The 17404-nt window shown below is 71.1% G+C and carries 15 protein-coding genes; 10 read left to right on the forward strand and 5 right to left on the reverse strand.

From position 1 onward, the window contains the following. The first annotated feature begins 7 nt into the window (after nucleotides 1–7). Genes QMO76_RS09535 through QMO76_RS09545 form a run of 3 tightly spaced genes read left to right on the forward strand, consistent with a single transcriptional unit; the run spans nucleotide 8 to nucleotide 2281 of the window. Nucleotides 8–187, forward strand: coding sequence for a YbdD/YjiX family protein (locus tag QMO76_RS09535; RefSeq protein WP_306361137.1), 180 nt, complete (start codon nucleotides 8–10; stop codon nucleotides 185–187). 58 nt (nucleotides 188–245) lie between these two features. Next, a complete protein-coding gene (locus tag QMO76_RS09540; RefSeq protein ID WP_306360831.1) occupies nucleotides 246–1733 on the forward strand; it encodes an AlkA N-terminal domain-containing protein in 1488 nt (495 codons plus the stop codon). After that, entirely contained in the window at nucleotides 1730–2281 is a 552-nt protein-coding gene (locus QMO76_RS09545; RefSeq protein WP_306360832.1) for a methylated-DNA--[protein]-cysteine S-methyltransferase, read from the forward strand. The genes QMO76_RS09540 and QMO76_RS09545 overlap by 4 nt, the downstream gene beginning before the upstream one ends. Nucleotides 2282–2376: 95 nt before the next feature. Here QMO76_RS09545 and QMO76_RS09550 read toward each other — a convergent pair whose 3' ends face one another. Next, nucleotides 2377–5655 (reverse strand): AAA family ATPase, encoded by a 3279-nt coding sequence (locus tag QMO76_RS09550; RefSeq protein ID WP_306360833.1) that lies wholly within the window; start codon nucleotides 5653–5655, stop codon nucleotides 2377–2379. Nucleotides 5656–5797: 142 nt separating this feature from the next. After that, nucleotides 5798–6994 (reverse strand): exonuclease SbcCD subunit D, encoded by a 1197-nt coding sequence (locus QMO76_RS09555; protein WP_306360834.1) that lies wholly within the window; start codon nucleotides 6992–6994, stop codon nucleotides 5798–5800. 144 nt (nucleotides 6995–7138) lie between these two features. Between QMO76_RS09555 and QMO76_RS09560 the strand changes: the two genes are divergently transcribed. Further along, nucleotides 7139–8302 (forward strand): DNA recombination protein RmuC, encoded by a 1164-nt coding sequence (locus QMO76_RS09560; RefSeq protein ID WP_306360835.1) that lies wholly within the window; start codon nucleotides 7139–7141, stop codon nucleotides 8300–8302. A 67-nt stretch (nucleotides 8303–8369) separates the two neighbouring features. Continuing rightward, nucleotides 8370–9269, forward strand: coding sequence for a DUF6542 domain-containing protein (locus tag QMO76_RS09565; protein ID WP_306360836.1), 900 nt, complete (start codon nucleotides 8370–8372; stop codon nucleotides 9267–9269). Between the two features lie 503 nt (nucleotides 9270–9772). On the opposite strand, the gene QMO76_RS09570 is transcribed toward QMO76_RS09565, so the two are convergent. Continuing rightward, complete coding sequence (locus QMO76_RS09570; RefSeq protein ID WP_306360837.1) at nucleotides 9773–10777, reverse strand: 4-hydroxy-3-methylbut-2-enyl diphosphate reductase; 1005 nt, start codon at nucleotides 10775–10777, stop codon at nucleotides 9773–9775. A gap of 113 nt (nucleotides 10778–10890) precedes the next feature. On the opposite strand from QMO76_RS09570, the gene QMO76_RS09575 reads away from it, so the two are divergent. The 4 genes from QMO76_RS09575 to QMO76_RS09590 all read left to right on the forward strand — a co-directional run bounded on the left by QMO76_RS09575 (nucleotide 10891) and on the right by QMO76_RS09590 (nucleotide 13948). Then, complete coding sequence (locus tag QMO76_RS09575) at nucleotides 10891–11631, forward strand: lipid droplet-associated protein (protein ID WP_306360838.1); 741 nt, start codon at nucleotides 10891–10893, stop codon at nucleotides 11629–11631. Between the two features lie 410 nt (nucleotides 11632–12041). Continuing rightward, nucleotides 12042–13391 carry an exodeoxyribonuclease VII large subunit gene (gene xseA, locus QMO76_RS09580; protein ID WP_372341935.1) on the forward strand — a complete coding sequence of 450 codons (1350 nt, stop codon included), beginning with the start codon at nucleotides 12042–12044 and terminating at the stop codon, nucleotides 13389–13391. Then, nucleotides 13378–13599 (forward strand): exodeoxyribonuclease VII small subunit, encoded by a 222-nt coding sequence (locus tag QMO76_RS09585; protein WP_039817016.1) that lies wholly within the window; start codon nucleotides 13378–13380, stop codon nucleotides 13597–13599. The genes xseA and QMO76_RS09585 overlap by 14 nt, the downstream gene beginning before the upstream one ends. A gap of 4 nt (nucleotides 13600–13603) precedes the next feature. Beyond that, the gene (locus QMO76_RS09590; RefSeq protein WP_306360840.1) at nucleotides 13604–13948 is read left to right on the forward strand and encodes a VOC family protein; all 345 of its coding nucleotides are present in this window, start codon (nucleotides 13604–13606) and stop codon (nucleotides 13946–13948) included. A 141-nt stretch (nucleotides 13949–14089) separates the two neighbouring features. On the opposite strand, the gene QMO76_RS09595 is transcribed toward QMO76_RS09590, so the two are convergent. Then, nucleotides 14090–14626 (reverse strand): DUF4245 domain-containing protein, encoded by a 537-nt coding sequence (locus QMO76_RS09595; RefSeq protein ID WP_372341936.1) that lies wholly within the window; start codon nucleotides 14624–14626, stop codon nucleotides 14090–14092. Between the two features lie 172 nt (nucleotides 14627–14798). On the opposite strand from QMO76_RS09595, the gene glpX reads away from it, so the two are divergent. Beyond that, a complete protein-coding gene (gene glpX / locus QMO76_RS09600; RefSeq protein WP_306360842.1) occupies nucleotides 14799–15830 on the forward strand; it encodes a class II fructose-bisphosphatase in 1032 nt (343 codons plus the stop codon). A 124-nt stretch (nucleotides 15831–15954) separates the two neighbouring features. Here the strand turns inward: glpX and QMO76_RS09605 are convergent, their stop codons facing one another. After that, a complete protein-coding gene (locus QMO76_RS09605) occupies nucleotides 15955–17382 on the reverse strand; it encodes an RNA-guided endonuclease TnpB family protein (RefSeq protein WP_306360843.1) in 1428 nt (475 codons plus the stop codon). Nucleotides 17383–17404: the final 22 nt, after the last annotated feature.

Raw genomic sequence — 17404 nt, forward strand, 5'->3', positions numbered from 1 at the left:
CGCGTTGATACGGGCCGTCCGCGGGTTCCTGTGGTGGTTCAATTCGATACTCGGCGGCAACGACTACGCCCGCTATGTGCAGCACCTGCGGCGGAACCACCCCGACCAGGAGGTTCCGAGCGAGGCCGAGTACTGGCGGCAGCGGCACGAGGCCGCCGACCGCAATCCCGGCACCCGCTGTTGCTGACCGCCGGGGGATAATGGCTGATTTCCGCTAGCGGATATCGGCCCCGCCTGGGAGGGTGATGTGCGTGAGTGCAACCGGACTGGACTTCGAACGGTGCTACCGCGCTGTCGCGACCCGGGACGCCCGTTTCGACGGGCAGTTCTTCACCGCCGTGCGGACCACCGGAATCTATTGCCGCCCATCGTGTCCGGCCATAACGCCGAAACGCGCCAACGTCACCTTCCTGCCCACCGCGGCGGCCGCGCAGCAGTGCGGATTCCGCGCCTGCCGCCGCTGCCTGCCCGATGCCGCGCCGGGCTCGCCACTGTGGAACACCCGGGCCGACTTGGCCGCTCGCGCCATGCGGCTCATCGCCGACGGCGTGGTGGAACGCGGCGGCGTGCCCGCGCTGGCCGACTCCCTCGGCTATTCACAGCGGCAACTGACCCGGGTGCTGACATCCGAACTCGGCGCGGGCCCACTGGCTTTGGCGCGCGCCCACCGCGCGCACACCGCACGGCTGCTGATCCAGACCACCCAGCTGTCCATGTCCGATATCGCCTTCGCGGCCGGATTCGCCAGCATCCGCCAGTTCAACGACACCGTGCGGGAGGTCTTCGCCGTCAGCCCCACCCGACTACGCGAGGAGGTGCGGCGCAACAGCGACGCGGTGGCCGCCACCAACGGGTCGCTGACCCTGCGGCTGCCCTACCGGGAGCCGCTCGACCGGTCGTGGCTGGAATGGTTCCTGTCCGCGCACGCCACCCCCGGGCTGGAACTGTGGGAGGACGGCGTCTACACCCGCACCCTGCGCACCCCGCACGGGCATGCCACCGTGCGGCTGAGCGTGCGGCCGGGACACGTGCGGGCCGCGCTGTCGCTGCACGATATGCGCGACCTCGCGCCGACCGTGGCCCGGCTGCGGCATCTGCTCGACCTCGACGCCGACCCGATCGGCATCGACGAATCCCTCGCCTCCGGATTCGGCATGCCGCCCGGTCCGGGCATTCGGGTACCCGGCTGCCTGGACGGCCCGGAACTGTTGCTGCGCACCATGATCGGCCAGCAGATCTCGGTGGCCGCCGCCAATACCCACACCGCGCGGCTGGTGACGGCGCTCGGCGACCCGGCGCCCGGTCCGGTGCCGTACCTGTTCCCGACCCCCGCGGCCATCGCCGAACGGGGAGCGGAGGTGTTGACCGGCCCGGTCCGGCGCACCGCCGCCATCGTGGGCGCGGCGCGGGCGCTCGCCTCCGGCGACCTCGTTCTGCACGCGGGACGCACCGCCGCCGATGTGCGCCGCGACCTGCTCGCCCTCGACGGCGTCGGACCGTGGACGGCCGACTACGTGACCATGCGCCTGCTCGCCGACCCGGACATCCTGCTGCACACCGATCTGGTGGTGCGCCGCGGCGCGAACCTGCTCGGACTCGACCTCACCGATACCGGCCGCTTCGCGCCCTGGCGGTCCTATCTCTCCATGCACCTGTGGAAGCACGCACTGGCCAATCCGGCCGCCGCCCCCGACGGCGCGACCCGCGCCCGGAAAGCGAGAACCGCACCGTGAGCACCGCCGACAGCACCCGGACGACCACCGGGACCGGCTCGCCGACAGCCGATTTCGCCACCGTCGCCACACCGATCGGGCCGTTCACCGCCGTGGTCGACACCGACGGCGCGGTACTGGCCTCGGGCTGGACCGACGACGCCGAACACCTGCGCGGGCTCATCCACCCCGCCCTGCGACCCGACGCGCTGCGGCGGCGTGCCTCGCTCGGCGCCGTGACCACGGCCGTCGAGGCGTATCACGACGGCGACCTGCGCGCCATCGACACGGTGACCGTGCGCCAGACATCCGGGCCGTTCCTCGTGCACGCCTGGGAGATCCTGCGCAAGATCCCGGCCGGAAATCCGGTCACCTACACCGAATACGCCACCGTATCCGGCCGCCCGGCCGCCACCCGCGCCGCCGCCAACGCCTGCGCCCGCAATGCGGCGGCCCTGTTCGTCCCCTGCCACCGCATCATCCGCACCGACGGCACCCTGGGCGGATTCCGCTGGGGACTCGACATCAAACGCTGGCTGCTGGCACACGAGCGCACCGCGACGAACTGACGACGCGGTCCCACGCACGGCAGTAACCCAGGCACGGCCGCGAATCCCGTGCCCCGCGCCGCAGACCGGGGTGGTGCCGTGCTTACCGGAAATCGCTACGCCACATTGGTTTCCAGGTACGAGCCGGTGCGGCCGCGGACCACGTGCAAACGGCTGGGGATGCGCTGGCGCATCTCGTCGACGTGGCTGACCACGCCGACCACGCGGCCGCCGGAGCGCAGTTCGTCGAGGACGCCCATGACGGCGTCCAAGGTGTCGGCGTCCAGGCTGCCGAAGCCCTCGTCGATGAAGAGGGTGTCGAGGACCAGGCCGCCGGATTCGGCGGCCACCACATCGGCGAGACCCAGCGCCAGGGACAGGGAGGCCATGAAGGTCTCACCGCCGGAGAGGGTTTTGGCGGGGCGCACGGCTCCGGTGTAGTCGTCGCGGATGTCCAGGCCCAGACCGCCGCGGCGGCCGCGCGGACCGGCGGCGTCGGAGTGGACGAATTCGTAACGGCCGCCGGACATTCGGCGAAGGCGCACGGAGCCGGCGAGTGCCACCTCCTCCAGACGGGCGGCGAGCACGTAGGAGCGCAGCGACATCTTGCGGTTGTTCTCCCCGCGGCCCGCCACCACATCGGCCAGTCCGGAGAGTTCCTCGTGGGCACGCTGCAACGGGGCGATCCGGTCCACGGCCGCCCACAGCTGGCCGCACAGCTCCTCGAGCTGTTCCACCCGGCGGGCGGCACCCGCATGTGCGGCCACGGCGGCGCTGAGTTCCGACTGTGCCTGTGCCACCGTGGCTTCCAGCTGTTCGAGATCGGCGAGTTCGGCGGTGGCGGCGGCGCGGACCTCCGGCTCCGCGAGCACGGCCGCCGCGGTGGCGCGGGCGCGGTCGGCCGCGACCAGTTCGTCCTCGAGGTCGGCCTGCTGCGCCGCCGTGCGAGAGGCGGCGTCCACCACGCGCGCGTAGTCGGCGAGCACCGTGTAGTCCGGGCCGCTGCCGTCGGCGCGCATTACCGGGACGGCCGATTCCACCAAACCGGCGTCGCGGGAGAGGGTTTCGACGCGCAGCGCCGCCGCGGCGACCTGATCGCGGGCCGACGCCACCTCGGCGCGCGCGGATCGCAGTTCGGTGGCGTCGTCGACGAGGGTGCGCAGGCGGGCGCGGCGGCGCTCCACGGTGCCGTCCGCACCGGCGGCGGCGTGCAAACGCTCGGTGAGTTCGGCCAGGCGGCGATCGGTGGCCACGATGCGCTCCATGATCGCACCGGCGCGGGTTTCGCAGTCGCGCAACTCGTCCTGGAGCCGGGTCTCGTCGGCACGCAGCCGCGCCAGCTCGGCCGTCAGCGCCTCGACGCGTTCGGCCAGCCGCCGCGCCGACTCGTAGCGCTTGGTGGCCGCATCCAGGGCACCGGCCAGCTCGGCCTTGTCGGCGTCGCCGCCGCGCTCCACCAATACCTCGATGGCGCGCTCCAGATCGGCGACCTGCCGCTGCGCCCGCTCGCGGGCGGCCTCGGCCACCCGTTCGGCCTGCAATGCCTTGTCCTCGGCGTCCTTCGACACCGGCGCGCCCGCCACGCGGGCCGGGTCCGGATGGTCGACGGACCCGCACACCGTGCACGGCTGCCCCTCGGTCAGCGCCTCCGCCAACTCCGCCGCCATCCCCGCCAGTCGCCGCTCGCGCAGCGCCAGGGTGTGTTCGCGGGCGTCCAGATGCGCGGTGCGCGCCGCCTCGAACGCCGCCTGCGCGCGCACCAGTTCCGCACGCCGCGTGGCCAGTTCGAGGGCGGCGGTGGCGGCGGTGCGCAGTCGCTCGCATTCGGCCTCCAGCACCGGCAGCCCGGCCGCCGCATCAGCCGCCGCCCGCAGCCGTCCCTCCGCGGACGCGATCGACTCCGGCAGTTCCCCCCGCAGCCGCCGCACCTTCTCCGCTCGCCCCGCCGATTCGTCCTGCTCCCGCCGCAGCCGCGTCATCTCCCCCGCCAACCGCTTGGCCGTCTCGGCGTCCGCCCGCACCTCGTCCAGCGCGCCGATCTGCGCGGTCCACCGCTGAATCGCCGACTCGAGCCCGGCGCTCCCGCCGGTGTCGGACAGCCCCAGCTCCCCCGCGCGCCCGTCGGCGTTCCCGTGATCCGGTGCCCCCGCATCGCCGACCGTTGCCCGCCCGGGTCCGAACGCGTGCCCGCCGTCCGGCGGCCCGGCCTGGTGGGCCGCAGCGGCATCCGCCGCTGCTTCGGCCACGGGATCGATGGCGGAGAGGTCGTCGGCCAGGTCGGTTCCGGCCAATTCAGCGTGTATGAGATCGACAGCGGCCCAGTAGGTTCCGGGCAGCTCCAGGCTCGCGGGCTCGGTCAGGCGGGCGGCCAGTTCCGCGGCGGCGCGGCCGGTGGCCTCCTCGCGGCGACGCAGGGCGACGGCGGCGGCGCGGGCGTCGGACAGGGCGGCGGTGACCGGTTCGGCGCGGCGGGCGCGGTCGAGTTCGGCCTGCGCCTCGGTGCGGCGGGCGGCTCCGGCGGCGTAATGGTCGAGCTGGGTGCGGGCGGCGGTCAGGCGGCGGTGCAGATCGTGCAGGCGGCGCTGTTCTTCGGCGGCCTTGCGGGTGCGCGTCGCGGCCGTCTCGCGGCGTTCGAGCTCGGCGGCGGCGGTGGTCAGGGCGGTGCGCGCGGTAGTCAGCAGATCCTGGGACCATTCGACCGCTTCGAGCGGGCCGACGGTCTCGGTGGCGGGCAGGCCCGCCGCGACGCCGATCTGGGCGATGAGCCGGTCGATACTCTGGCGGCGGGTGTCGAGGTCGGCGGCGGAGGCCCGGCGCTTGTCGATGAGCCACTGTTCGGCGGTGCCGAAACGTTCGGTGTCGAAGAGCTTTTCGAGCAGCTTCTCGCGATCCTCGTTGTCGGCGCGCAGAAATCGCGCGAAATCGCCCTGCGGCAGCAGCACCACCTGGAAGAACTGGTCGGCGCTCATGCCGAGCAGGCGCACGACCTCGTCGCCGATATCCGGGATGCGAGACAGGTTCAGCCCGCGCCCGTCCAGCCATTCCAGGGTGGCGCCGGCCTGCTCGGTGATCCAGCCGGTGCCGCGCTTCTTGGGCCGCAGGAACTCCGGCGTCCGGGTCAACCGCAGGCGTCGCCCGCCGAGGGTGGCCTCCAGCACCACCCGCGGCGGGGTCTGCTCGTCGGCGTGGTCGGAGTGCAGGCGCTTGCTCTCCCCGCGCGCCCCGGGCACCCGCCCGTAGAGCGCGAAGGCGATGGCGTCGAGCACCGTGGTCTTGCCCGCCCCGGTCTGCCCGTGCAACAGGAACAGCCCATCGGCTCCGAGCACGTCGAAATCGACCACGGTCGTGTCGGCGAACGGCCCGAAGGCGGTCAGCTCCAGGCGGTGCAGCCTCATGCCGAGCACGCCCCCAGACGGGGCGAGAGCGCACGGCGCGACCACACGGTCGGCACGAAGCGGGCGCGGGGCGGGTCACCGGCGCACACCACGGCATCGGGACGCGGCGCCACACCGGGGTCCGGCGCTGTGCGGACGGGCGTCATGCGGTGAGTTCCGTGGTGCCAGGTTCCGCGAACAGCCCTTCCACCGCCGTCGACTCCCGCTCCGGTTCCCGCACGGCCGCGGCCAGGGCCCGCTCCACCCACCTCAGCTCACCGCCGGAGGGCTCTCCGCGCACATCACTGAGAAAGCTGTGCGCGATCTCGATATCCCGGCGTCCCTGCACGCGCTCACGGTAGCGCAGTTCCGGATTCCCCTCGGGCCGAACCCATTCCACGTGAACGGCGTGCGGAAAGCGGCCGCGCAGCTTGCGCAGCGCGTCCACCGGCCGCGCGTGATCGGTGAGAGTCGCTGCCACATAGTCATTCTCGGCGGCGGCGAACTCCGGTTCGGTGAGCAACTCATCGAGAGTTCCGGCCAGCTGGCTCAGCCCGCGCACCACCGGCAGCTCGACGCGGCGCACCTCGCCCAGCCCGTCGGCCTCGAGATCGACGATCCACACCGCCTTGCGATGCGAGCGCTCCCCGAACGAATACGGCAGCGGCGATCCGGAGTAGCGCACCGACTCCGAGAGCGTCTGCGGGGAATGCAGATGTCCCAGGGCGACATAGTCGATGCCGTCGAAGGCGCGCAGCGGCACCGTTTCCACCCCGCCGACCGCGATGGACCGCTCCGAGCCGGTGGCCTCGCCGCCGACCACGAAGGCGTGGGCCAGCACCACCGACCGCGTCCCGGCGCGCCCGGCCAGATCGTCGCGAATGCGCCGCATGGCCGCATCGAGAATCTCGGCGTGCGAACGCGCCTGCGGCACGCCCAATTCGGCGCGGGTGATATCCGGTTCCAGATACGGGATGCCATAGCAGGCCACCTCACCGTGGGCGTCGGCGAGCACCACCGGCCGCGCCACCTCGGCGATGGTGGTCCGCAGATGCAGCCCGCCCGCCGCCGCGAAACTCCCCAGCGCACCCAGCCGGGTGGGTGAATCGTGGTTGCCCGAGGTCGCCACGATGGTTGCCCCCGCCGCGCGCATGGCCTCGAAGCCCCGATTGCACACCGCGATCGCGTCGGCGCTCGGAATGGAGCGGTCGTACACGTCGCCGGGGACGACGACCACATCGACCCGCTCCGCCGCCACCAGCTCCGCCATCGCCGCGAGCGAACACGCCTGATCGGCCAGCAGATCGACACCGTGGAAGGTGCGGCCGATATGCCAGTCGGAGGTGTGCAGTATCCGCATGCCGCAAAACCGTAGGCGATGGGGGCGACAACTAGCCAGCGGCGGTGGTGTCGCGCCACGAAGCGTGCCGGTCGGTTGCTGGAAACTCGCTGCGAAGTGCCCGATTCCGCGTTTGTGTCGGTGACGTAGTGCACTATCAGGCGCATGACCGCACCGATGCTGTTTGCGCTGCTGTTGGTGTTCCTCGCCGGACTGGCCGTCGGCTGGCTCGCGCACGCCGCGCGGTCGGGTCAACGCGCCGCGACCGCGGAGGCGCGACTCGCCGCCATGCACGACAACGAGCGGTTGCTACGCCAGTCGCTCGGCGCGGCCAGCGAGGACGCGGCACGCCGGCAGTCCTACGCCATCGGCAATCTCGTGGAGCCGCTGCGCGAAGCGGTCGGGAATCTGAATCGCCACATTCAGGAAGTCGAGCACAACCGCATCAACGCGTATTCGGGACTGCGGGAACAGGTCGCGGGAATGCAGCGCACCTCGCATCAGCTGTCCACCCAGACCGGTCAATTGGTGGCGGCGCTCAAAGCACCGCAGGTGCGCGGCCGCTGGGGTGAGATCCAATTGGAACGCGTCGTCGAATTGGCCGGAATGGCCCGGCACTGTGATTTCGATACGCAGGTGACCCGGCGCGGCGATACCGTGATCCGGCCCGACCTGGTGGTGCGGCTGGCGGGCGGGCGGCAGATCGTGGTGGACGCCAAGGTGCCGTGCACCGCCTATCTGGAGGCCGCGGCCGCCGATGATCCGAATATTCGCAAACAGCAACTGGCCCAGCACGCCAAACAGCTGCGCGTGCACATTGATCAGCTCGCCGACAAGGAGTACTGGCGGGCCTTCGATCCGTCACCGGAATTCGTGGTGCTGTTCGTGCCCGGCGACCCCTTTCTCGACGCGGCCCTCACCACCGACTCGGGCCTGCTCGAGTACGCCTTCGGCCGGAATGTGATCCTGGCGACGCCGACGACCCTGGTCGCCCTGCTGCGGACGGTGGCGCTCGGCTGGCGGCAGGAGGCGCTGTCCCGCGATATGGCGACGGTGCATCAACTCGGGCGCGAGCTGTATACGCGGTTGAGCGTCGCGGGGCGGCATATGGACGATCTGGGCGCACAGCTCGGAAAAACGGTGATGGCCTTCAACAAGGCCGTGGCGTCGGTGGAGGCGCGGGTCATGGTGACCGCCCGCAAACTGCACGACCTGGAAATCGCCGATACCCCCGTGCCGGATATCGACAGGGTGGACCATTGGCCGCGGGCGGTGGGTTTCACCGACGTGCCGGACGGTTATGCCGACAGTATCGACCAGCGCGGGTGACGCGCGCTCGGCAAGCCGCTCGAGTCGCCTCCCTCGCGGAATAGCTACATGCTTTAGTGTGCTTGACGTGGCAGTTACTCCAAGCGAGCGAGCAGAGGTGCCCGTGTCGCACCGTTCGATTCTGCCGACGGTGCCGGGCGTCCCCGCCGGAGCGGCGGTATTGATCGCGGTGACCTGTACCTTCCTGGGCTTCTTCATCGACGCCAGCGGGGGGTCGGAGCTCACCGGAACGTTCTCGTCGCTGTACGTGCTCGGCTGTGTGCTGGCGGTGCTGGCGGTCCGCTACCGGGGTCTGTTCACGGCGCTGGTGCTGCCGCCGCTGCTGCTGTTCTTCGCGGTGCCGCTGGCCTATCAGCAGATGCTGGGCAACTCCCGGAGCCTGGGGCTCAAGGACATCCTGCTGAATCTGGCGATCCCGCTGGTCAACCGCTTTCCCACCATGGCGCTGGCCACCGTGCTGGTCCTGGCCATCGGGGGCCTACGCCTGTACCTACACCGGCACGAGGGGATGCCCGGCGACGACCGGTCGCGCTCACGTGCCCGCGGCAGCCGTTCCGGCGCTGCCGCGCGCACCCGCCGCTCCCGCGCCGGCGAGTCGGACCCGGCCCGGCGGCGTACCCGCACCACCCGCGCGTCCGATGCCGAATTCGACGATCCCGCACCGAAATCCGGATCCCGCGGCCGCCGCCCCACCGGCCGCGTGGCCGAACGTCCGCCGCGCGTGGGCTCCGACCGCACCGCCGGGGCCGACCGCAAACGCGCCCCGGTGGACCGCAAGCCCGCCGGTGAGCGCACACCGCCCGCCGACCGCAGGACCGGCGACCGCACTCCCCCCGCCGCCGCGGCCCGCAAGCCCCGGGGTGACCAGCCGCCGCGCCGCCGCGCCGCCGCGGGCGGCGAGGTGCCCCCGCACCCCCGCCCCAATGTGCGCTACCGCGATCGCGATTCGGGCCGCATCGAGCGCTGACGCGCCGCGCCCGCACACGACGAGCCGCGACCCGTGCGGCCGGACCACCGGGAACGAACAACCGCCCGCCCGTGGTGGACTCCGCCGACCGCTGACCGCCGACCACGGCGGCCGCGCAGCTCGACCGGTCGATCGATCCGGACCGAGGAACGGCGCACCCGATTCGTCCGACCACGTGCGACCCCGGGCGTGTTCTTCCGAACACGAGTGACCCGGGCCTGTTCTTCCGAGCACGAGTGACCCGGGCCTGTTCTTCCGAGCACGAGTGACCCAGGCGTGGCCGATACGCGGTCCGAGCCACGGAATCCGCAGCGGCTCACCGCGCAGCCACGACCAGTCCGCCCGCCGCCGCACGCTCGAGCGGCGGTCCCGCGCCTCGGCGCGCACAGCCGCCGCGTCCTCGACCGGGGCACCGGCGACGGGATGAACGACACGGGCGGACCACGACCGACAGCACTGCGCCCCGTGCGAATCGCACGGGGCGCACGTGGTCCTTCGCGTGATCAGGCGCGGGCGGCGCGCAGTTCGCGGGGCAGGGAGAAGACCAGGGTCTCGTTGGCGGTGGTCACCGGCTGGACGTCGCCGAAGCCGTGCTCGGCCAGCAGTTCCAGCACACCCTCGACCAGGATCTCCGGCACCGACGCGCCCGAGGTGATGCCGATGGTGCGGACGCCCTCCAGCCAGGCGGGGTCCACCTCGCGGGCGTAGTCGACCAGGTACGCGGCCTTGGCGCCCGCGCCCAGCGCCACCTCGACCAGGCGCACCGAGTTGGAGGAGTTGCGCGACCCCACCACGATCACCAGGTCGCATTCCGGTGCCATGGCCTTGACCGCGGTCTGGCGGTTCTGGGTGGCGTAGCAGATGTCGTCGCTGGGCGGATCCTGGAGGCTCGGGAACCGCTCCCGCAGCCGCTGCACGGTCTCCATGGTCTCGTCCACCGACAGCGTGGTCTGGGAGAGCCAGATGACCTTGCTCTCATCGCGCACGGTGACGCCGTCCACCGCATCGGGGCCGTCCACCAGCTGCACGTGCTCGGGGGCCTCCCCGGCGGTGCCCTCCACCTCCTCGTGGCCCTCGTGGCCGATGAGCAGGATGTCGAAGTCGTCGCGGGCGAAGCGCTTGGCCTCCTGGTGCACCTTGGTCACCAGCGGACAGGTGGCGTCGATGGTGTGCAGACTGCGGGCGGCGGCGGAGGAGTGCACCATGGGCGAGACGCCGTGGGCGGAGAACACCACCACCGACCCCTCTGGCACCTCGTCGGTCTCGTCGACGAAGATCACCCCGCGCTCCCGCAGCGTCTCCACGACGTGCCGGTTGTGCACGATCTCCTTGCGGACATAGATGGGCGCGCCGTGCTTCTCGAGCGCCTTCTCCACCGTCTCCACCGCGCGGTCCACACCGGCGCAGTAACCACGGGGTTCGGCGAGCAGCACACGCTTCGGCGAGTCGGCAGCACCCGAGACGGCCGACCGGGTGATTCCGACGTTCAATGGGATAGCCGAGGACATGCCCCACAGAATACGTGTGCGGAATGAACCGCACCGGGTCGGAGGCGCGGCGATAATCACTTCCGGCGAATTCCGTCCTTTGCATCACACGCCGTTTCGGGCAGGCTAGGACCATGTTTCGACCTCCCTTTCTGGCCCGGGTCGCCGCCGGGGCCGCCGTCTACGCCCTCGAGGAAACCCGTCGGCTACCGAATACCGCGGTCAACCTCCCGATTACCGCCGTCAGCCAGCTGCTGCAGAACTTCATGCACGTGCAGCAGTTCGTGACCAGCCTCGCCCTCAAGGGCGACGAGGTTTTCGACCGCTTCGTGAACCGTCCCGAGGAGCAGCCCGAGTGGGCCACCTTCGACGAGGACGCCGACGACGAGCAAACCTTCGGCACCGCCGCGAAATCGGCATACAAGAGCCGCTTCGACCTGTACAGCCCCGAGGACGCGGGCGCACCGGAGCCGGAACCGATCGCGGTCTCCGCCCCCCAGGCCCCGGTGTCGGAAACACCCGCGGGCCCCGAGCCGGAATCCGTCGTCGCCGAGGAGCAGGAGGCCCCGGCCGCCGACACCGGATCCGCCGCACCGCAGCCCGCCGAGTCGGCCGAGCCCGCCGAAAGCAGCTCTTCCGCAAGCACTTCCGGCGCGTCCGCCAATGGCCACAATGGCAATTTCGCGGCCGTCGAGCCGGAGGTCGCCTCCCGCTACGACTACATGAACATGACGCTGGCGCAGCTGCGCGCCCGCCTGCGCATGCTCAGCGTGGAGGAGCTGTCCCAGCTGCTCGCCTTCGAACAGCAGACCCAGGCACGCGCGCCGTTCGTCACCATGCTGACGAACCGCATCGCCACCGTGCAGGCCAAGTAGACGATCACCCGCCAGCGCCGGTCGCCCGGACGAGAACGCCGGGCGACCGGCGCTGTCGCTTGTCCGCCCTCCCGCTCACCAGCGCGCCGTGCGGCCTCTCCGCACCACCAGCGCACCGTGCCGCCTCGCCGCGCCCCAGCAGGTCGTGCCGCCTCTCCGCACCACCAGCGCGCCGTATCGCCTTGCCGCGTATTCGGTGCACTGTGCCGCCTCTCCGCTTGTTCAGCGCACGGCCCGCGGGCCGTCGTGTGCGCACCGGTCGCCGGGGTGCGAATCCATGTCGGACGCACCCGGTGATTGCCCCGAAGCATGCGGGATCCGTTGCCTCGTCGGCCCGGGTCGGTCGCGTGTTCACCCGCGAGGTCGCCGGTCGGCGCGGGGCGTATGTGGCTGGTGGGACGCGGGTTCGTATGGGTGGCCGTGAGCCTGTCGGTGGGGGACGTGACAATGGTGCGGTGACCGACACTGGTGCGGTGAATGCCGCTACGTCCGAGCGGGGGGCGAGCTCTCCGGAGAATCCGTGGCCGGTGCGCACCATTTCGATCAAGGTGGCGCAGTGGATCGAGCGGCTCGGTGCGGTGTGGGTGGAGGGGCAGATCACGCAGATCAATCTGCGGCCGGGGACGCGGACGGCGTTTCTGGTGCTGCGCGACCCGGCAGCGGATATGTCCCTGTCGGTGACCTGCGACCCGGAGCTGCTGCGGAACTCCCCGGCGCCCTTGCAGGAGGGCAGCCGGGTCATCGTGTACGGCAAGCTCTCGTTCTTCACCGGGCGCGGGACCATTTCGCTGCGCGTCACCGAGATCCGCCCCGTCGGCATCGGCGAGCTGCTGGCCCGCATCGAACGGCTGAAGGGGCTGCTGGCGGCGGAGGGGCTGTTCGATGAGCGGCTCAAACGGCCGATCCCCTTCCTACCCGAGCGGATCGGGCTCATCACCGGCCGCGCCTCGGCCGCCGAGCACGATGTGGTGACCGTGGCGACCCAGCGCTGGCCCGCGGCGAAGTTCGAGATCCGCAATACCGCCGTGCAGGGACCGACCGCCGTACCGCAGATCCTGGAGGCCATCGCCGCGCTCGACGCACATCCCGAGGTGGATGTGATCGTGCTGGCGCGCGGCGGCGGCAGCGTCGAGGACCTGCTGCCCTTCTCCGATGAAACCCTGTGCCGGGCAATCGTTTCCGCCAAGACACCGATCGTAAGCGCCATCGGGCACGAGCCCGACAACCCGATCAGCGACTATGTGGCCGATCTGCGCGCCGCCACCCCCACCGACGCCGCCAAGCGCGTCGTCCCCGACGCCGCCGCCGAAATGGCACTGCTGCGCGAACTCACCGAACGCGCCGCCGCCGCCCTGCGCGGCTGGGTGGACCGCGAATCCCGCGCCCTGGCGCAGCTGCGCTCCCGCCCGGTGCTGGCCGAGCCGCTCCGCCTGCTCGACCAGCGCTACGACGAGGCGGAACGACTGCGCACCGCCGCCCGCCGCGCGGTCGAGCACCTGCTCACCGCCGAATCCACCACCACCCGCCACCTGCGCGAGAAGCTCACCGCCGTCGGCCCGGCCGCCACCCTGGCGCGCGGATACGCGGTGGTGCAACGGGTTACGGGCAGCGAGCGGCAGGTGGTCCGCTCCATCGACGATTCCCCGGCCGGCAGTCAGCTGCGCATCCGCGTCGCCGACGGCGCGGTCACCGCCGCCGCGCTCGGCAGCCAACCCCTCGGCACCCGCCCCCGAAAGGAGTCCACCGATGACCGAGAGTGACCTCGCCGAAATCGCCGGATTCGGTTACGAACGCGCCCGCGACGAGCTGGTGAACGTGGTGAAGATGCTCGAACAGGGCGGGATGGACCTGGACGACTCGCTCGCGCTCTGGGAGCGCGGCGAGGCGCTCGCCACCCGGTGCGAGGAGCATCTGGCGGGCGCGCGGCAGCGCGTGGAGGACGCGCTGGCGCGGCGCGACCAGGAGTGAGCCGATGAGCATCCGCCGAGTCGTCCCGGATATCCGCACCGCGGACATGGCCGCCAGCCGGGCCTTCTACCGCGAGCTCGGCTTCGAGGAGGTGATGGACCTCGGCTGGGTCGTCACCCTGGCCAGTCCCGACAATCCGACCGCCCAGGTGCTGCTGTTCGGCCCGGACACGGAGGGACCGCAGCCCGATATGAGCGTCGAGGTCGACGACGTGGACGCCGCGCACGCCGCCATGGTCGCCGCCGGGGCGGAGATCGTCTACGCCCTGCGCGACGAGCCCTGGGGTGTGCGGCGGTTCTTCGTTCGCGATCCGAACGGAACCGTCGTCAATGTGGTCGCCCACCGCTGACGGACGAGTCCGCCGCATGCGTGCGGACCGTCCGATGTCGCGGATCGTCGCCGCGGATCGTCGTGTCGCGGAGTGCCGCAGCATGGCGCGCGGAGTGCCGCCGCATGGCGTGTGACGTTCCGGATCGTGGCGACGCGGGTACTACAGCGGGTTCGCCCGGCCGATGGCGGTGGCGAGCGTCGTATAGGCGGCGGGGTTGCCCGCACCCTTGATGAGCACGCGGGCGTCGCCGAAGTCGGTGATCCAGGCGGCTTCGGTGCCGGGCTCGGCGTAGACCACCCACTTGCGGTCGCCGATCTGCTCGGTGCCGGTGGCGTATCGGGTGTCGACCACGTGCTTGGCGAGGGCTTCCTCGGTGGCGTCGGTCTGCGAGAGCTGCATGTAGGTGCCCTGCGGCGTGATGTAACCCACGGTGCTCACCGGGCCGCCGCCGGTGCCCGCGATGGTGTCGCGTCGTCCCGAGTTGGGGGTCCATTGCTCCGGGAGCGCAGGTTCCCGAATGGCGAACGGCATGTTCGCCGCGTCGTCGGCCAGCGCTGCGCTCACATCGAAGTCCGGAATCTGCCCCGGCGTAGGGCCTTTCGCCGAGAAGGTGCACTGGCTGGCGATCCCGGCGATGACCAAGCAGATCAGCACCAGCGGGAACAACGACCAGAACAGGTCCTTCCAGTCGTTCATGATCCGCGGCTTTTGATACGACACGCACCCAGTATCCACGGCCGGGTACTGCGACCCGGCACACAGGTGCGCGTCGGCGTACCGACGGAATTGGAACGTGAGTACCTGAATGCCCCCGCCGACCTCAATGCGACAATTCTCGCAGCAATAGACAACCAAGGAGGCACCCGTCATGACCGCATCCAGCCGCCGCGAGGCTCCGGATCGCAATCTGGCCCTGGAGTTGGTCCGAGTCACCGAGGCCGGGGCCATGGCCGCCGGACGCTGGGTGGGGCGCGGCGACAAGGAAGGCGGCGACGGTGCGGCCGTCGACGCCATGCGGCAGCTGGTGGCGACCGTCTCGATGCGCGGCATCGTGGTGATCGGCGAGGGCGAGAAGGACGAAGCGCCCATGCTCTACAACGGCGAGCTGGTCGGCGACGGCACCGGCCCGGAGCTGGACTTCGCGGTCGACCCCATCGACGGCACCACCCTCATGTCCAAGGGTTCGGCGGGCGCGATCTCGGTGCTGGCGGTGGCCGAGCGCGGCGCCATGTTCGACCCCTCCGCGGTGTTCTACATGGAGAAGATCGCGGTCGGCCCGGAGGCCGCCGATGTCATCGACCTGTCGGCCCCCATCGCCGAGAACCTACGCCGGGTCGCCAAGGCCAAGGGCTCGGCCGTCTCCGACCTGACCGTCTGCGTCCTGGACCGTCCCCGCCACGCCCGCCACATCCAGGAGGTGCGCGACGCGGGCGCCCGCATCCGCCTCATCTCCGACGGTGACGTGGCCGGCGCCATCGCCACCGCCCGCCCCGAATCCGGTGTGGACGTGCTGATCGGCATCGGCGGCACCCCCGAGGGCATCATCGCGGCGGCCGCCATGCGCTGCATGGGCGGCGCGTTGCAGGGCAAGCTGGCCCCCAAGGACGACGAGGAGCGCCAGCAGGCCATCGACGCCGGACACGACCTGGACCGCATCCTCAATACCGAGGACCTGGTCTCCGGTGAGGACGTGTTCTTCAGCGCCACCGGCGTCACCGACGGCGACCTGCTGCGCGGCGTGCGCTACTTCGGCGGCGGTGCGTACAGCCAGTCCATCGTGATGCGCGCCAAGTCCGGCACCGTCCGCATCATCGACGCCTACCACCGCCTCACCAAACTGCGCGAGTACTCCTCGGTGGACTTCGTCGGCGACGAGGACGCCGCTCCCCCGATGCCCTGACCCGATCGACACCCCGCTTATTCCCAGTGCACCACCGCCTTTCGGTGCGCTGATCCCCTCACAGCCTGTTGGGTAACCGGGATTGTCGGGTTACTCGACAGCGCCCTTCTCGGGCGTCCGGCACTCACACCGCGAGCGGGTGAGTGTCGGTTCCCGCGTCTACCGGGCCGGTTACACCGACACCCGAACGGTGTCGGTCAGCGCCTTCCCGTCGGCGGGCGTTGGTGACCCGGCCCCCTGCTGGGAGGTCCGGGGATCGTGACACGCTCTGGTGGATGGTCGGCCAGCGCGCGAGGTTGACCGCCGCGTTCACATCCCGATCCAGCTGTAGCCCACACACGCACGCGAACACCCGATCGGCCAAACGGAGGCCGGTGTTGACGGTGCCGCAACGCGAACAAAGATTGCTCGACGGGAACCAACGATCAGCGGCGATCACGGTGCCTGCGCGCCACTGCTGCTTATACCGCAGGATGCGGGCGAACTCGGCCCACCCCGCGTCGCCGATCGCCCGCGCCAACCGTGGGTTGCGTAGCATTCCGGCCACGTGCAGGTCCTCGACGACGAGCCGGTCGTGGGTTTGGACCAGCATGCCGGTGACCTCATGCAGAAAGTGGCGACGGATGTCGGCGGTCTTACGATGGTGCCGGGCCAACCGCGCGGCGGCCCGGTCTCGGTGACGGGATCCTTTCTGTGTGCGGGACAACGCTTTCGACAACCGTCGCTGCCGGGACAACCCGGCAGCAAGGGGCTTGGGCGCGGTGATACGGGCGACCTCACCACCCTCGGCGGTGGCGGCGACCACGAACGCGGACAGTCCTCGGTCCACCCCGACCCAGCCGTGTTCGTCGCGGGGGTCGCGGGGCCGGTGCTGGTGGGCGGGGTGCAGGTCGGCGACCTCGGTGGCCACGCTGACCCACCACCGGCCACCACGCTCGGTGACGGTGGCATACAGAACCTTCGCGCGGCCCTTGGCCAGCATCCGCCGCAACCGGCGCGTGTCCTCCCATACCCGGAGCACACCGAGACCGGGCGGGGTGACCGACCGGGGGGTATCGCCGTCACCGATCCGAATCGACGGACGGCCGTTCCTGGCGGGCTTGTTCCGCAGCCGGAATCCCGAGGTGGCACGCCGTTTGGACTTGAAGCGGGGAAACCCGACCCGTCTGCCCTGACGGCGGCCATTCCGGGAGTCAGACCAGTTGGCGAGGGCGCGCCCGCAGTCGACGGCGGCTTCCTCGAACACCTGCTGGCACACCTGATCCCGCCACACCAACCCGGTCACCCGCACCCGCGCGACCCCGGCGGTATCGACGGCGAACACCCGCCCGGCGGCCTCGGTCTTCTTCCAGGCGTTGAACGCGTTGATCAGACTGAACCCCGTCCATGGCACCGGCTGCTCGGGATCGGTTTCGCGTTGTGTCAGGGCGGTTTTCACCAGGTGCAGGCACTGGTTGAACGCGAACCGCGCCGCGCCCGCGTGCCGGGCCAGCGTGGTGTGCTGCTCGGTGGTGGGGTCGAGCCGGTAGCGGAAGGTGGTGTGCCTGCTCATCACCGGCGAGTGTGACACACGC

Source organism: Nocardia sp. CC227C (assembly GCF_030767025.1).
Classification (GTDB): Bacteria; Actinomycetota; Actinomycetes; order Mycobacteriales; family Mycobacteriaceae; genus Nocardia.

What these genes read in the sequence shown, in the direction of transcription:
- QMO76_RS09540 (WP_306360831.1), top strand. Translation starts at nt 246, where the DNA reads ATGTGCGTGAGTGCAACCGGACTGGACTTCGAACGGTGCTACCGCGCT.
- QMO76_RS09550 (WP_306360833.1), bottom strand. Translation starts at nt 5,655, where the DNA reads ATGAGGCTGCACCGCCTGGAGCTGACCGCCTTCGGGCCGTTCGCCGAC.
- QMO76_RS09555 (WP_306360834.1), bottom strand. Translation starts at nt 6,994, where the DNA reads ATGCGGATACTGCACACCTCCGACTGGCATATCGGCCGCACCTTCCAC.
- QMO76_RS09560 (WP_306360835.1), top strand. Translation starts at nt 7,139, where the DNA reads ATGACCGCACCGATGCTGTTTGCGCTGCTGTTGGTGTTCCTCGCCGGA.
- QMO76_RS09570 (WP_306360837.1), bottom strand. Translation starts at nt 10,777, where the DNA reads ATGTCCTCGGCTATCCCATTGAACGTCGGAATCACCCGGTCGGCCGTC.
- QMO76_RS09575 (WP_306360838.1), top strand. Translation starts at nt 10,891, where the DNA reads ATGTTTCGACCTCCCTTTCTGGCCCGGGTCGCCGCCGGGGCCGCCGTC.
- xseA (WP_372341935.1), top strand. Translation starts at nt 12,042, where the DNA reads ATGGGTGGCCGTGAGCCTGTCGGTGGGGGACGTGACAATGGTGCGGTG.
- QMO76_RS09585 (WP_039817016.1), top strand. Translation starts at nt 13,378, where the DNA reads ATGACCGAGAGTGACCTCGCCGAAATCGCCGGATTCGGTTACGAACGC.
- QMO76_RS09590 (WP_306360840.1), top strand. Translation starts at nt 13,604, where the DNA reads ATGAGCATCCGCCGAGTCGTCCCGGATATCCGCACCGCGGACATGGCC.
- QMO76_RS09595 (WP_372341936.1), bottom strand. Translation starts at nt 14,626, where the DNA reads ATGAACGACTGGAAGGACCTGTTCTGGTCGTTGTTCCCGCTGGTGCTG.
- glpX (WP_306360842.1), top strand. Translation starts at nt 14,799, where the DNA reads ATGACCGCATCCAGCCGCCGCGAGGCTCCGGATCGCAATCTGGCCCTG.
- QMO76_RS09605 (WP_306360843.1), bottom strand. Translation starts at nt 17,382, where the DNA reads ATGAGCAGGCACACCACCTTCCGCTACCGGCTCGACCCCACCACCGAG.